The following is a 15157-nucleotide window of genomic DNA, read 5'->3' as shown; positions in this document are numbered from 1 at the left end:
AAGGGCGATCCGTGGCATGTGTCAACTTTAACTTACACCTATATTCCAGCATGTGTAAGTTCGCCGCACCGCCCCTGAAACGGCATATTATGTCTAATAAATCAGTCTATTAGCCAATCAAATCGGGGGCTGGTTTGGGATTGTGTCAATTTACTTTGACATTATGCCCCAGAGCGCTGAGAATGTGATATACTGTTGACGCGCGCTGATGCGGGTCAAAGGTCAGGAGCGGGTATGGGCGATCGCCGGAACATAGACGTCATGGCGGGAAAGACGCCTCGCCTGCCTCCGGACTCTATCACACAGGCCGCCGCCGCGGGGCTGACTCTGGTGCCGTTTTCTACCCGACAGCTGGACAAGCAAGTGATCGCCGCAATGCGCGCCGCCGTTCTGGCGGTGAACCGTGATGCCTGCACCCATGTGCTGCAAGATGCGATCACGGCCGGGATCGCCCGCGACGATATCGCCGATTTCTATATTCCGCAGCTGGCGCGCGACCTTGGCGATGATTGGTGTTCGGACGGGCTGAGCTTTGCGGCCGTGACGATCGGCGTGTCGCGGTTGCAGGCGATGCTGCGCGAACTTGGCCCCGAATGGGCCGGCGATCAATCAGCGAACCCGGCAGCGCCTTCGATCATGCTGATCGTCGGACAGGACGTCTATCACACATTGGGCGCCATGGTGCTGAGCGGCCAGCTGCGCCGCAAAGGGCTGTCCGTCCGGCTGATGCTGGGGGCAGAGCCGCAAGAGCTTGCACAAAAACTAGCCAAGACCAGCTATGATGCCGTGTTCATTTCGGCATCCTCGGGCGAAAGCCTTGAATCGCTGCGACGCATTGTCTACCTCGTCCGTAGTTCGTCCAAGACACCGATGCCTATCGTGATAGGCGGAACCGTCCTTGAGGTCGAAAACCATAATGATGTGACGGCTTTGACGGGTGCGGACCATGCAACAAATGTGCCGAGCGAGGCGTTAGAGCTGTGCGGCCTGACTACCAAATATCTGACCATCGCGCCGCAACCGCGCGAGGTTTAGGTCGTGCCGAAGATGTTGCCCAAAGGGAACTTGCCATGACCTCGCGTGGTGCGAAATTCTGGAAAAGTGGTGCGATCCCGCTGATCGCCCCCGAAATTCTGGGCGATATCATCGCCGATGTGGCCGATCTGGCCATCGTGATTTCCGATGAATGCAAGGTTCTGTCGGTAATCGTCAACCCGAACCATCCCTCTTTTCTGGTGCTTGAACATTGGGAAGGCAAGGATATCCGCGACTCGCTGGCTGTTGAAAGCCTGCCGAAATTCGAAAGTCGCCTGGCAGCGTTTCTGGCCGGGGACAGTGATGTCCGCCCGGTCGAATTGAACCATTCGCGCGAGGTCAGCGATTGGGATTCGCCGGTTCGCTACAGTTTTCACCGTATCGCGCCTGATGGTGCCGTGTTGATGCTGGGCCGCGACCTGCGCGCGATTTCCGAGATGCAGCAGCAATTGATCAAGGCCCAGCTGGCACTGGAACGCGATTACGAGGTGCAGCGCGAATTCGACACCCGGTTCCGCGTCTTGCTGGGCAGTATGGCCGAACCTGTTCTGTTCGTCTCGGTCCAAAGCGGCGAGATCACCGAGGCCAATGCCGCCGCCACGACTTTGCTGGACCGCTCGCGCGATGATCTGATCGGTAACCCGCTGATGAGCTGTTTCGAAACCCGCAAACGCGGCGATCTGGTCGAGGCGTTGACGACGCTGGCGATTTCGGAACGCGCGGATGGTATGAAGATCGAATTGCGCGGCAAATCCAAGCTGGTGCAGCTGGCGCCGACGCTGTTTCGCGCGGCGGGCGAACGTATCTTGCTGTGCCGCATCGTGCCGGATGATGATAGCGGTCTTAAGGCGGATAACCTTGCACGCAATATGCAGGATCTTTACCTTAGCGGACCCGAAGCGATTGTTTTCGCGTCTGAAAACGGCGATGTCCTATCCGCCAATGATGCGTTTCTGGACCTGATCGACGTGGCCCATGACATCAATGTGCGCGGCCGCAGCCTTGCCGATTACCTGCAACGCGGCAGCGTTGATCTGAAGGTCATGACCGAAAACGCCACCCGCGCAGGCCGGATGCGGATTTACGCGACACGGATCGCCGGGCAATATGGCAGCCCCCGCTCGGTTGAGATTTCCGTCACCAAGCTGCATGCGGGCAGCCATTCGGTCTTTGCCTTCGTGATGCGCGATTCCAACCATGCCGACACCAGCCGTGGCGCGATGCTGCCCAGCAATGACGAAAGCATGCGGTCAGTGGTCGAGCTGGTGGGCAGTGCCACGCTGAAGGAAATCGTCGCCGAAACCACCAATGTCGTCGAAAAGATGTGTATCGAAACAGCGGTGGCGCTGACCATGAACAACCGCGTCGCGGCGGCAGAAATGCTCGGCCTGTCGCGCCAGTCGCTTTATGTCAAACTGCGCAAGTTCGATCTGCTGATCCGGGACCCCGACGATAATCAGTGATGGCTGTGGTCGGTCAGGTCGCTGATCTCTTCGACATAGAACACGACGGGGATTTCGCCCGCGTTTTCAAAGATCAGCACCGCGTCAAAGGTTTCGCCCAGCGCGAATGGATCGCCGTTCAGCCCCATGAACATCACATGCAATCCACCCGGCGCAAAGGTCACGGTTTCGCCTGCGGGAATATCGACCGCATCAAGATGCACCATCCGCGCGATATCGCCATCCATCTGGGTGGTGTGGATCATCACGCGCGGGAAATCGGCCGTCACCCCGATCAGCCGGTCAGGCTGGCTGCCCTTGTTCACGATCTGGAAATATCCCGCACCCGCCTGCGCCGTGGGCGCCGTTACCCCGGCGGCGGGGTGAATGATCTGCAAGCCACCAAGGGTGTAATCATGCGCAAACAGCGCGGTCGGCAGCAGCAGCGCGGCCAGCATCATCAGGTTTTTCATCAAGCTCTCCTTTTGCGGGTGCTTTAATGTGGCAAAGCACGCCGGGCAAGGGCTGCTATCGCGGGCTGCGTTTGGCCAGAATACGCTGCAAGGTGCGCCGGTGCATCGACAAGCGCCGCGCGGTTTCTGACACGTTGCGATCGCAAAGTTCATAGACCCGCTGGATATGTTCCCAACGCACGCGATCGGCGCTCATCGGGTTTTCGGGCGGCGGCGGCAGCGTATCGCTTAGCGCCAGCAGCGCATTGGTCACATCGGTGGCATCGGCCGGTTTGGCCAGGTAATCCGTGGCCCCGATCTTGACGGCGGCCACAGCGGTTGCAATGGCCCCATATCCTGTCAGCACGACAATCCGGCTTTCGGGGCGACGGGCGCGCAGCACTTCGACCACATCAAGGCCGTTGCCATCCTCTAGGCGCAGATCGACGACGGCATAGGCCGGGGGGCGGGCCGTGGCAATCGCCTTGCCCGCAGCGACAGAGCCGGCCATTTCGACCTCGAATCCGCGTTTTTCCATGGCCTTGGCCAAACGTTTCAGAAAAGCATCATCATCATCCACCAAAAGCAGCGATTTGTCGTCGCCAAGGTCCAATGGCCCGGTCATCATGCGTGTCATCCTTGATCTTGTCGCCCAAGAACTAGGCCGCGCGGGCATCTCGTCAACGGCTTGGCGCCGATCGTCGATTGGTCGCATTGATCGCAGCGCAGCCAGGCAGTATCACGGCGCTTTCAGCTGCAAGGGCGCTGCCGATGTCCATTTCCGAATTCCAGATGTTTCAAGATCAGGAACGCAGCAATTGGGTGCGGTTGCGCACGCTTGTCACGCTGCGCTGGTTCGCGGCACTGGGCCAGGCGATTGCCGCGATTGTGGCGGCCCAGCTTTATCAGCTGGAATTTCATTATGGCCTGGTCGGGCTTGTCATCGCCAGCGCGGTTCTGGCCAATCTGCTGTCGCGCTATAGCAGCCCCGAAAACAAGCGCTTGTCCGAACGCGAAGCCACCCTGTGGCTGTTTTTCGACCTGATGCAACTGGGCGTTTTGTTGTTTCTGACCGGCGGATTGAACAATCCTTTCGCCCTGCTGTTGCTGGCCCCCGTGACGATTGCCGCGACGGTTTTGCATTTGCGCAGCACGGTGTTTCTGGGGATTGTCGCGATCTTTCTGATCACGCTGATCAGCAAGTCCCATATGCCCTTGCTGTTGGTTGATGGCAGCCCATTGGCCTTGCCCATGTTGTTCCAGTTCGGGTTCTGGCTGGCGCTGGTGATCGGTGTCGTCTTTCTGGCGATCTATGCAAGGCAGGTCACCACCGAGATGCATGCCATGGGCGAGGCGCTGCTGGCCACCCAGCTTGCGCTGGCGCGCGAACAGAAGCTGACCGATCTGGGCGGTGTCATCGCCGCCGCCGCGCATGAATTGGGCACACCGTTGGCCACGATCAAGCTGGTCAGCACCGAATTGATGGAAGAACTCGAAGACCACCCTGAACTGCTGGAGGATGCGGACCTGATCCGCACCCAGGCCGACAGATGCCGCGATATCCTGCATTCGATGGGCCGCGTCGGCAAGGATGACCTGCATCTGCGGCAGGCGCCTTTGGAAACCGTGGTGCGCGAAGCGGCGGAACCGCATCTGAGCCGGGGCAAGATGGTCACATTTGAAATCGCCCCCGAACAAGGCGCGACCCAGACCCAGCCGGTGATCAACCGCAGGCCGGAAATCATCCACGGTCTGCGCAACCTGATCCAGAATGCGGTCGATTTTTCCCAAAGCGAAGTCTGGATCGAGATGACATGGTCCGACAGCGCCATCAGCATCCGCATATCCGATGATGGCAGCGGCTTTCCACAATCCGTGATCGGGCGCATCGGCGATCCTTATGTCCGGCGGCGCAGGCTGGCCGAAGATGGCTATCGCCGCCCCGGATACGAAGGCATGGGGCTGGGCCTGTTCATTGCCAAGACGCTGCTGGAACGGTCGGGCGCGCAGCTGACCTTTGCCAATAGCCGCAGGCATGGCCATGCCAGCTGGACCGGGCAGGCCACGGGCGGCGCAATCGTCGAGGTCGTCTGGCCGCGCGACAAGGTTGCATCCGATACCAAGGGCGATGCGCCCGCATTGGGGCAGAATGTCCCGATCATGCCCTGGCCATGATCCTGCCGGGCACTTAACCCCCAGTTAACTTTACTGCGCGAGGGTCTTTGCATGAACAGGCAAGGATTGTTGCATGATGTCGCTGATTCTCTTGACCATTGCCATTGTGGCGATTGTCGTTGGCCTTGGATGGCAATGGCGCACAGCCGCCCGCGCGCTGCCGGTTGATGCCGCACAGGTGATCCCACCGGCCGGACCGGTCTTTTTGTTTCATGGCGACAGGTTGATCGACACGACGCATGATGCCCAGCAGATGATCGCGCCGTTCAGCCTGATGGATGACCGCGATGCGATGATCCATGTGCTCGCCCCCGAATTCCCCGGTCTTGCCGCGCATCTTGACGCCAATGACCAGAAATCATGCCGGATCGCGCATCGCCATCACGCGTCGATCTGGGTCGATATCACTTGGCCGCATGGCCAGCTGCGTGTCGCGGTCTGTGGCAGTTTGCCAAAGGATGCAGATGGCGCGCTGGTCCCCTTTGCGACCAGCCAACAGGCGGATGAACTGGCCTTGTTGCGCGATGTGCTGCGCCATACGCCGCAATTGATCTGGCGCACCGATAGCGATGGCAAGGTGATCTGGGCCAATCAGGCCCATACCGATTTCTGGGCCGGACGCGACCAGACCCAGCATGATGCCAGCGCATTGGCCGCGCCAAGCGATGGGGGCGCCAGCGGGGGCGCCAGCGGCCTTCGCCGGGTCGCTTTTCCAGCCGCTGGCAATGATCCCGACCAATGGTGCGACGTGCTGTCGGTGCAACAAGGTCAATCGACACTGCATTTCGCCACCGATGCGAGCGCGGCTGTCCGCGCGGACCAGGACCGCAAGACCTTTGTCCAGACCATGGGCAAAACCTTTGCCGAACTTTCCATCGGGCTTGCGATTTTTGACAGGCACCGCCGGTTGGTGACCTTTAACCCCGCGCTGCTGGATATGACGCGGCTGGGCTTCGAATTTCTGAGCACGCGCCCGACCATCGACACGGTGCTGGACCGGTTGCGCGAAACCCGCATCCTGCCTGAACCCAAGGATTACGCATCCTGGCGGGATCAATTCACCGCCGTTGAAGCCGCCGCCCGCAACGGCACCTACCGCGAGATGTGGAACCTGCCTGACGGTCAGGCTTTTCGCGTGACGGGCCGGCCGCATCCGGATGGCGCCTTTGCCTTTCTGTTCGAGGATATCACCGCCGATCTGTCCCTGACGCGCCGGTTCCGGTCGGATATCGAAACCGGTCAGGCAGTGCTGGACGCGCTGTCCGACGGGATCGCGGTGTTCACGGTGGCGGGCACGCTGGTCATGTATAACCGCGCCTATGCGACATTATGGGGGATGGAGGCTGATCCGGGGTTGGAACATCGCGCCGCCGCATCGGAAATCGTGACATGGCACGCCTGTTGCGCCCCCGCGACCGACTGGACCGATTTGCAGCATTTCATCCATCAGACCGGCCCGCGCGACCCCTGGTCGGACGATGCCTTGCTGGCGGATGGTCGCATGCTGCGCTGTCAGGCGATCCCGATTGCTGGCGGCATGACAATGGTGCGGTTCACGCTGGCCCCGCGCAACCTGCCGGTTTTGCGTAAACTGGCCCAGACCGATCCCGCGATCCGCGCGCTCAAACGCTGATTTGGACTTGCAGGCGATGGCACAGACCATAGAGTCCCGCCATGACCGCCGCAGCCCGCCAGATCAGCCTTGCCGATGAAGCGGCGACCAATCGTTTTGCCACGGCAATGGCCGCATTGTTGCATCCGGGCGATACGATCCTGCTGCAAGGGGCCATCGGTGCGGGAAAATCGGCCTTTGCGCGCGGCGTGATCCGTGCACGCCTGAACCGGATGGAGGATGTACCGTCCCCCACTTTCACGCTGGTCCAGACCTATGAGGCACCAGACGGCGATATCTGGCATTGCGATCTTTACCGGCTGACTGATCCCGCCGAGGTGCTGGAACTTGGCCTGGACGAGGCGTTCCAGACCGCGATCTGCCTGATTGAATGGCCCGACAGGCTTGGCCCTGATGCACCCGATACGGCGCTGACGCTGAATTTTGCCGCGCGCGCAGAGGATCACCTTGTGACCTTTGACGCACCACCCGCATGGCAGGACCGACTGGCAAAGCTGCATGTCTGACCGCAGCCGCGCCATCACCGCCTTTCTGGCGCAGACAGGGCATGACAGCTGGCAACAGCACCCGATTGCCGCCGATGCATCCGGCCGCAATTACCTGCGGCTCAGCAAAGCGGCGCAAACCCTGATCTTGATGGATGCCCCTCCCGAGGCGGGCGAAGACGTCACGCCCTTTGTCGCAATCGCGGGCTTTCTGGCGGATGCCGGGCTCCACCCGCCCGCGATAGTGGCGCAGGATAGACAGGCGGGCCTGCTTTTGCTGACCGATCTTGGCCGCGACAGCCTTGCGCAATGGCTGGACCGGCACCCGGCCGAGGCGCTGCCGCTTTACCGCGCCAGCACCGATGTGCTGGCCCATCTGGCCAAACTGTCCCCCCCCGCGCTGACCCGGCTGACACCGCAGGTCGCGGGCGAGATGGTGGCGATCACCGGCACGCATTACGCCCAGCGCCCGCTGCCCGATCTGGTCGCCGCCGTGACAGCCGCGATGGCCGCGCTGGCCCCGCGTGCCGACAGGCTGGCTTTGCGCGATTATCATGCCGAAAACCTGATCTGGCGGCCTGATCTGGATGGTCTGGCACGGGTCGGGCTGCTGGATTTTCAGGACGCCTTTGTCGCGCCGCTGGGCTATGATCTGGCCTCGCTACTGCGCGACGCAAGACGCGACGTGCCCGAGGATATCTGCGCCGCGATGATCGCCCATTTCATGGCGGCCACGGGCGCGGGCGCGGATTTTCCCGCACAGCTTGCCTGTCTGGGCGCGCAGCGGAACCTGCGGATCCTGGGCGTCTTTGCCCGGCTGGCGACCGCGCAGGGCAAGACCCGCTATATCGCGATGATCCCGCGCGTCTGGGCGCAATTGCAAAAGGATCTGGCGCATCCCGCATTGGCCGATCTGCGCAATGTGGTGGCTGACCTGCTGCCGCCACCCGATGCGGCCTTGCTGGCAAGGTTGCGGCGATGAGCTTTGCCATGCTTTTCTTCGCCGCAGGGCTGGGCACCCGCATGGGCGATCTGGTCAAGGACCGGCCCAAGCCGCTGGTGCAGGTCGCAGGCCAGCCGCTGATCGACCATGCGCTGGCGCTGAGCGATCTGCCACAGATCGGCACAAAGGTCGTGAACCTGCATTATCGCGCGGAAATGCTGCGCGCCCATCTGGCGGGCCGGAACATCCTGTTTTCCGATGAAACCGACCTGCTGCGCGAAACCGGCGGTGGCTTGCGCCATGCGCTGCCGCTCTTGGGTGGGGGTCCGGTGATCACGATGAACACCGATGCCGTCTGGCGCGGCCCCAACCCTGTCGCGCAGCTGACCGCCGCCTGGCGCGAGGGGATGGAGGCGCTGTTGCTGATCATCCCGCGCGACCGCGTCCGCGGGCATAAAGGTCCGGGCGATTTCACCCGCGCTGCGGATGGCCGCCTGCACCGTGCGCCGGATGCGATTTACACCGGCCTGCAGATCATCCGCACCGACAGCTTGGCCGATGTGGCGCAGGATGTCTTTTCGCTGAACCTGATCTGGGACAAGATGGCGGCAGGCGGCGGGCTATATGGCACCGTCTATGACGGGCAATGGTGCGATGTGGGGCAGCCCTCTAGCATCCGCCTGGCCGAGGAGATGCTGCATGTTTGATCCAACCACCGGCCCACGTATCTTTGTCGAACCTTGCGGCGTGGATTACGCCAAGGGCCTTGTTGCGGGGCTGATGGCGCGTGCGCAAGACATGCCGCCCGAAGATTTCGCCCGCGTCGAAATTTACGTCAACACCGCCCGCATGCAGCGGCGCATCCGCGCGATGTTTGATGCGGGGCCTGCGCTGCTATTGCCGCGCATCCGGCTGGTGACGGATCTGGCCCGCGACCCGATATCCAAGGACCTGCCCCCTGCCGTCGCCCCTTTGCAGCGCCGGTTGGAATTGGCGCAATTGGTGGCGCAATTGCTGGAAAGCGAACCCGATCTGGCCCCGCGGGCCGCACTTTATGATCTGGCCGATAGTCTGGCCAGCCTGATGGATGAAATGCAGGGCGAAGGCGTCAGCCCCGATGCGATCGCAGCCCTTGATGTCAGCGACCAATCCGGCCATTGGGCGCGCGCGCAGAAATTCCTGACCATCATCGCGCAATTCTTTGACACCACCAGCCAGCCCGATACCGAGGCCCGCCAAAGGCTGGTGATTGAAACGCTGGCCGCGCGTTGGACGGACGCGCCCCCCGATCATCCGGTGATCGTGGCGGGGTCCACCGGGTCGCGCGGGGCGACCGCGCTGTTCATGCAGGCGGTGGCGAAATTGCCGCAAGGCGCGATCGTGCTGCCGGGTTATGACACCGATCTGCCCGCTGCTGTCTGGTCCGCGATGGATGACGGGCTGACTCATGAGGATCATCCGCAATACCGGTTCAAACGGCTGATGGATCTGATCGGCTTTGCCCCTGATGATGTCGCGCGCTGGTCCGATCTTGCGCCGCAACGCCCCGCGCGCAACAGGTTGGTGTCGCTGTCGCTGCGCCCTGCGCCGGTGACCAGCCAATGGTTGCAGGAAGGGCCGGACCTTGGCTGTCTGATCGCCGCGACCGAAGGGCTGACCCTGCTGGAAGCCGCATCGCCCCGCGCCGAGGCAGAGGCCATCGCGCTGCGCCTGCGCCAAGCCGTGCAGGACGGGATCACCGCCGCGCTGATTTCGCCCGACCGGATGCTGACACGGCAGGTGACCGCCGCCTTGGACCGGTGGGATATCAAGCCCGATGACAGCGCGGGCACGCCCTTGCAATTGTCGCCTCCGGGGCGGTTGTTGCGGCATGTGGCGGATCTGTTCGGCACCCCGCTGACGGGCGAGGCGTTGCTGACCCTGCTTAAACATCCCTTATGCCATTCCGCCGATAACGACCGTGGTGATCATCTGCGCCTGACGCATGATCTGGAACTGCATCTGCGCCGCCATGGGCCACCCTTCCCCACAGCCGAGACATTGCTGACATGGGCTGGCGACTGCGCGGATCGGCAGCTTTGGGCAGAATGGGTGGCGGGGCTGATCTCGGGGCATGAGACAGCGGGCGACAAACATCTGACCGACCATCTGGACGCGCATCTGACGCTGGCGGAATCCTTTTGTGCCGGTCCCGCCATGGCCGGTGCCGGTGGCCTATGGGCTGCGGCGGCGGGCCGCGAGGCGCAGCGCATCTGCACCGACCTGCGCATCCATGCGGGGTCTGGCGGCATCATGTCGCCCCGCGATTACGACGCCTTGTTCGGCAAGATCCTGTCAGGCGGCGTGGTGCGCGACCGCGATGCCGGCCATCCACAGATCCTGATCTGGGGCACGCTCGAGGCGCGGGTGCAGGGCGCCGATCTGACCATTCTGGGCGGCATGAATGACGGTGTCTGGCCAGAGGCCCCCGCACCTGACCCGTGGCTGAACCGGATGATGCGCGCGCAGGCGGGGCTACTGTTGCCCGAACGCCGTGTGGGCCTGTCCGCGCATGATTACCAGCAGGCCGTGGCCGGGCGCGAGGTTTGGATCACCCGCGCCAAACGCTCGTCCGACGCTGAAACTATCCCGTCACGCTGGATCAACCGGCTAACGAACCTGTTGGGCGGCTTGCCAGATCAGAACGGGCCAGAAGCCCTGCGCCTGATGCAGGCGCGCGGTGCGGCGTGGCTGGCGATGGCTGCAAAGCTTTCCGCCCCTTCGGCCGAGCTGCCGAAAGCCCAACGCCCCGCGCCCTGCCCGCCTGTCGCGGCACGGCCCGATGCCTTCTCGGTCACGCAGATCAAGATTCTGATCCGCGACCCCTATGCGATCTATGCGCGCAAGGTGCTGGGGCTGAACCCGCTCAACCCGCTGACGCCCAGCGCGGATGCGCCGCTGCGCGGGGTGATCATCCACGGGATACTTGAGGATTTCATCAGACAGAACCATGCCCCCGATGATCTGGCGGCCTTGCTGGATATCGCGGCCCAGCATTTCGCCGCAAAATGCCCCTGGCCCACGAACCGCGCGCAATGGATGGCGCGGTTTGCGCAGGCGGCAATCGCCTTCTGCGCGGCCGAGGTCGACCGGCAGGCGCTGTCCGACACACGTCTGGTCGAGCAGGAAGGCAAGCTTTTGATCCCCGGCGTCGGGGTCACGCTGACCTGCAAGGCCGACCGGATCGACCTGACGCCAGAGGGCACGGCGATCCTTTATGATTACAAGACCGGCACGATGCCGACAAAACCGCAGCAGGAAAAATTCGACAAGCAATTGCTGCTAGAGGTGGCGATGGTCGAAAACGGCGGTTTTGAAGCGGTCGGTCCGGTGCAGGTCGCGGATGCGCAATTTGTCAGCATAAAACCCGATGCGAAAACCGTTCCCGCCCCGATGAAGGACAGCCCGACAGATGCAACCATGGCGGGCATGATCGCACTTTTGCAACATTGGCAACGGGCTGACAGCGGATATACCGCCCGTTATGCGCTATTTTCCAAGAATGACAGCGGCGATTATGACCATCTGTCCCGCTTTGGCGAATGGGATACCAGCGACCCGGCCCAGCCCGAGGTGCTGACATGATCCGCGACGCGGCCACCCAGCGGCAGGTCGATGCGGCCAATCCGCAGATATCGACATGGCTTGCCGCCAATGCTGGGTCGGGCAAGACCCGCGTGCTGACCGACCGTGTCGCGCGGCTGTTGCTGGAAGATGTCTCGCCGCAGAATATCCTCTGCCTGACCTATACCAAGGCCGCCGCCGCCGAGATGCAGAACCGCCTGTTCAAGCGGCTGGGGGCTTGGGCGATGATGCCGGATGAGGCTTTGCGCGATGATCTGCGCCGTCTTGGCGTGGACCGGATGATTGACGCGGACCAGCTGCGCGCCGCGCGCACCTTGTTCGCGCGGGCGATCGAAACGCCCGGTGGGCTGAAGATCCAGACGATCCATTCGTTTTGCGCCGCTGTGCTGCGCCGCTTCCCGCTGGAGGCCGGCGTCAGCCCCCAGTTCCGCGAAATGGAAGATCGCGCCGCGCAATTGCTGCGCGCCGAAGTGATGGATGCTTTGGTGCAGGGCGAGGCAGCGGATGCCGTGACCGGGATGCTGCATCATTTCACCGGCGATGATCTGGCCAAACTGACCGCCGAGGTGGCGCGCCATAAGGCGGCGTTTTTGCGCGACACGGGCAGCGCAACTATCGCCACGACTTTGGGTCTTGGCCCTGATCCACGCCGTGACGATGCCTTTGCCATCGCCTTTAGCGGCGAGGAACCCGAGATCGCGCAAGAAATGGCAGAATTATTCGCCAGCCAATCCGCGACCTATAAGACCCTGTCGCGCGATCTGTTGGCGCTGAACCTCAAAGACCCCGATTGGACGGTGCTGGAAGCGCTGTTCAAACGCCTGCTTTACGCTGACAACACGTCCAAATCCCGCAATTTCCCGCAAAGCAACCATGGCAAAGCGGTCGAGGCGATGGCCCCCATCGCAGAGGCTGTCCATGCGTGGATGGACCGTGTCGCCGCCGCCAAACAGCATCTGTTTGCCATGGATGCCTATGACCGCACCCTTGCGCTTTATCGCTTTGGCCGCGCTTTCGTGCCCGCCTATGAGGCGCGCAAACTGGCAATGGGGGCGCTGGATTTCGACGATCTGATCAGCAAGGCGCGCGCGCTTTTGACCGATCCGGCGGTGGCGCAATGGGTCTTGTTCCGGCTGGATGGCGGGATCGATCATGTGCTGGTCGACGAAGCCCAGGACACCAGCCCCGCGCAATGGGACGTGGTCGAAACGCTGACGCAGGAATTTGCCACCGGTGCCGGGTCGCGGCCCAACCGCGAACGCACGGTGTTCGTTGTGGGTGACAAGAAACAATCGATCTATTCGTTCCAGGGCGCCGATCCCGCCGCTTTTGACAAGATGAAGGCGCATTTCCGCGCGGCGCATGATGCCATCGGCAAGCCTTTCGAGGCGACATCGCTGGATCATTCGTTCCGGTCGTCGCAGGCGATCTTGTCGGTGGTCGATGCCACATTCACCGGCGAACAGGCGGCGGGGATGGATGATGCGCTGACCCATATCGCCTTCAAGGACCAGATGCCGGGGCGTGTCGATCTTTGGCCCGTGATTGACGCGGCCAAGACCGAGGATACGCGCCCGTGGTATCAGCCTGTCGATCAACCCGGCGAGGCCGACCATCATGTCCAGATGGCCCAGCGCATCGCGGACCAGATCAGCCATATGATCGCGCATGAAACCATCCCAGAGGAGGACGGCAATTCCGGCAGCTACAAACGTCGCAGGATCACGGCGGGGGATTTCCTGATCCTTGTGCAGCGCCGGTCGGATCTGTTCGCCGAGATTATCCGCGCCTGCAAAGCCGCAGGGCTGAACGTCGCCGGTGCCGACCGTCTGCGCGTGGGCGCGGAACTGGCGGTCAAGGATCTGGCGGCGCTCTTGTCATTCCTCGCGCTGGCCGAGGATGATCTATCGCTGGCGGCTGCCTTACGCTCGCCCTTGTTCGGCTGGTCGGAACAGGATTTGTTCACGCTGGCGCATCATCGCGGTGAAAAGCAATTCCTGTGGGACGCTTTGCGCAATGCGCCGCATCCTGACACGTTGGCGATCTTGGACGACCTGCGCGGCAAGGCCGATTTCCTGCGCCCCTATGACCTGATCGCCCGCATCCTGACCCGCCATGACGGGCGGCGCAAATTGCTGGCGCGGCTGGGGCCAGAGGCAGAGGACGGGATTGACGCGCTCTTGTCGCAGGCTTTGGCCTATGAACAGACCGGCGTGCCCAGCCTGACCGGGTTTTTGACCTGGATGCAGACCGACGATCTGGAGGTCAAACGCCAGATGGACAGCCAGGGCGACAAGATCAGGGTGATGACCGTGCATGGCGCCAAAGGGCTGGAGGCCCCCATCGTGATCCTGCCCGAAACGATGAAACGCCGGAATGAATTCAAAGGCGAGATCCTGCCCGCCCCCGATTGCGTGATCTGGAAAACCCCCAGCGCCGCAACCCCCGCCGCGGCGCTCGCCCTGCGCGAGGCCGTGCTGGCCAAGCAGGATGAAGAACGCCTGCGCCTGCTGTATGTCGCGATGACGCGGGCGGAAAAATGGCTGATCGTCGGGGCCTCGGGCGATGTCGGCGAGGATATGGACAGCTGGTACAATATCGTCGCCGCCGGGATGAAAGCACGGCAGGCCGAAACCGCGATGGCGGGCGATCTGCAGGTGCAGCGCGTGGCCTATCTGGATTGGGACGGGCTGGATCTGGTGGATAAGCCCGGGGTCGCAGCGCCCGAAGTGGTCGTGCCAGTCTTTGACCCATTGCCCGATGTGCCATCCGCCAAGACGATTTCCCCATCCGATTTGCCGGGGGCCAAGGTCTTGCCCGGCGATCTGGCCGATGACGACGCCGATGCCAAAGAGCGCGGCACGCTGATCCATCTGCTGTTGGAACATCTGCCGCGCGCGGCCACTGCCGACAGGGCGGGGCTTGGTCATGCGCTGGTGCCGGTTGACCCGACCCTGACCGACAGCGTGATCCGGCTGCTGGACCAATCCGGCTTGACCCATCTTTGGGGCGATGACGCGCTGACAGAGGTGCCGATCACCGCCGATCTGGCAAATTTGGGCCGCGTGCATGGCACGATTGACCGGCTGATCCTGACCCCGAGCAGCGTGCTGGCGGTGGATTACAAGACCAACCGCCTTGTGCCGGGCAGCCCCGCGCAGACACCGCTGGGCGTGCTGCGCCAGCAGGCGGTTTATCACGCGGCCTTGCGGCAGGTGTTTCCAGACCGGCAGATCACGGTCGCGATCTTGTGGACAGCGACGGCGCAGCTGATGCACCTGCCAGAGCCGCTGTTGCAAGAAACCATGACAGGGCTTGCCATGCCTTGACCATTGCCCCGCGCGTTCATAGGTTTGCGGTCCAATGAA

11 protein-coding genes are annotated in these 15157 nt (G+C 62.5%); 9 read left to right on the top strand and 2 right to left on the bottom strand.

The features are described 5' to 3' along the window. Positions 1-234: 234 nt before the first annotated feature. Together LOKVESSMR4R_RS17905 and ppsR are read left to right on the top strand one after the other, a co-directional pair. Positions 235-1035 carry a cobalamin B12-binding domain-containing protein gene (locus LOKVESSMR4R_RS17905; protein WP_237331844.1) on the top strand — a complete coding sequence of 267 codons (801 nt, stop codon included), beginning with the start codon at positions 235-237 and terminating at the stop codon, positions 1033-1035. Between the two features lie 35 nt (positions 1036-1070). After that, positions 1071-2498, top strand: coding sequence for a transcriptional regulator PpsR (ppsR, locus tag LOKVESSMR4R_RS17900; RefSeq protein ID WP_087211584.1), 1428 nt, complete (start codon positions 1071-1073; stop codon positions 2496-2498). Here the strand turns inward: ppsR and LOKVESSMR4R_RS17895 are convergent. Together LOKVESSMR4R_RS17895 and LOKVESSMR4R_RS17890 are read right to left on the bottom strand one after the other, a co-directional pair. Next, on the bottom strand, positions 2492-2950 hold the full coding sequence (locus LOKVESSMR4R_RS17895) for a copper chaperone PCu(A)C (protein ID WP_087211581.1): 459 nt from the start codon (positions 2948-2950) through the stop codon (positions 2492-2494). The genes ppsR and LOKVESSMR4R_RS17895 overlap by 7 nt on opposite strands. Before the next feature lie 55 nt (positions 2951-3005). Continuing rightward, complete coding sequence (locus LOKVESSMR4R_RS17890; RefSeq protein WP_237331969.1) at positions 3006-3557, bottom strand: ActR/PrrA/RegA family redox response regulator transcription factor; 552 nt, start codon at positions 3555-3557, stop codon at positions 3006-3008. A gap of 143 nt (positions 3558-3700) precedes the next feature. Here LOKVESSMR4R_RS17890 and regB point away from each other — a divergent pair, with 143 nt between their 5' ends. The 7 genes from regB to addA all read left to right on the top strand — a co-directional run bounded on the left by regB (position 3701) and on the right by addA (position 15118). Then, positions 3701-5104 carry a sensor histidine kinase RegB gene (gene regB / locus LOKVESSMR4R_RS17885; RefSeq protein WP_157898270.1) on the top strand — a complete coding sequence of 468 codons (1404 nt, stop codon included), beginning with the start codon at positions 3701-3703 and terminating at the stop codon, positions 5102-5104. A gap of 73 nt (positions 5105-5177) precedes the next feature. Beyond that, positions 5178-6737 carry a PAS-domain containing protein gene (locus LOKVESSMR4R_RS17880; protein WP_087211577.1) on the top strand — a complete coding sequence of 520 codons (1560 nt, stop codon included), beginning with the start codon at positions 5178-5180 and terminating at the stop codon, positions 6735-6737. A gap of 41 nt (positions 6738-6778) precedes the next feature. Beyond that, positions 6779-7243: a tRNA (adenosine(37)-N6)-threonylcarbamoyltransferase complex ATPase subunit type 1 TsaE gene (gene tsaE / locus LOKVESSMR4R_RS17875; protein ID WP_087211574.1), complete on the top strand. Its 465-nt coding sequence runs from the start codon at positions 6779-6781 to the stop codon at positions 7241-7243. Continuing rightward, positions 7236-8204: an aminoglycoside phosphotransferase family protein gene (locus LOKVESSMR4R_RS17870; protein WP_087211571.1), complete on the top strand. Its 969-nt coding sequence runs from the start codon at positions 7236-7238 to the stop codon at positions 8202-8204. The genes tsaE and LOKVESSMR4R_RS17870 overlap by 8 nt, the downstream gene beginning before the upstream one ends. Next, positions 8201-8872, top strand: coding sequence for a nucleotidyltransferase family protein (locus tag LOKVESSMR4R_RS17865; protein ID WP_087211568.1), 672 nt, complete (start codon positions 8201-8203; stop codon positions 8870-8872). Before LOKVESSMR4R_RS17870 ends, LOKVESSMR4R_RS17865 begins: the two co-directional genes overlap by 4 nt. Then, entirely contained in the window at positions 8865-11789 is a 2925-nt protein-coding gene (gene addB / locus LOKVESSMR4R_RS17860) for a double-strand break repair protein AddB (RefSeq protein WP_087211565.1), read from the top strand. Before LOKVESSMR4R_RS17865 ends, addB begins: the two co-directional genes overlap by 8 nt. Further along, positions 11786-15118, top strand: a complete 3333-nt coding sequence (gene addA / locus LOKVESSMR4R_RS17855; protein ID WP_087211560.1) for a double-strand break repair helicase AddA — start codon at positions 11786-11788, stop codon at positions 15116-15118. The genes addB and addA overlap by 4 nt, the downstream gene beginning before the upstream one ends. Positions 15119-15157 lie beyond the last annotated feature (39 nt).

Origin of the sequence: Yoonia vestfoldensis (assembly GCF_002158905.1) — a bacterium.
GTDB classification, from domain to species: Bacteria; Pseudomonadota; Alphaproteobacteria; order Rhodobacterales; family Rhodobacteraceae; genus Yoonia; species Yoonia vestfoldensis_B.
The sequence above is the reverse complement of the archived record's forward strand: the minus strand, read 5'-3'. Positions and strand labels throughout refer to the sequence as shown.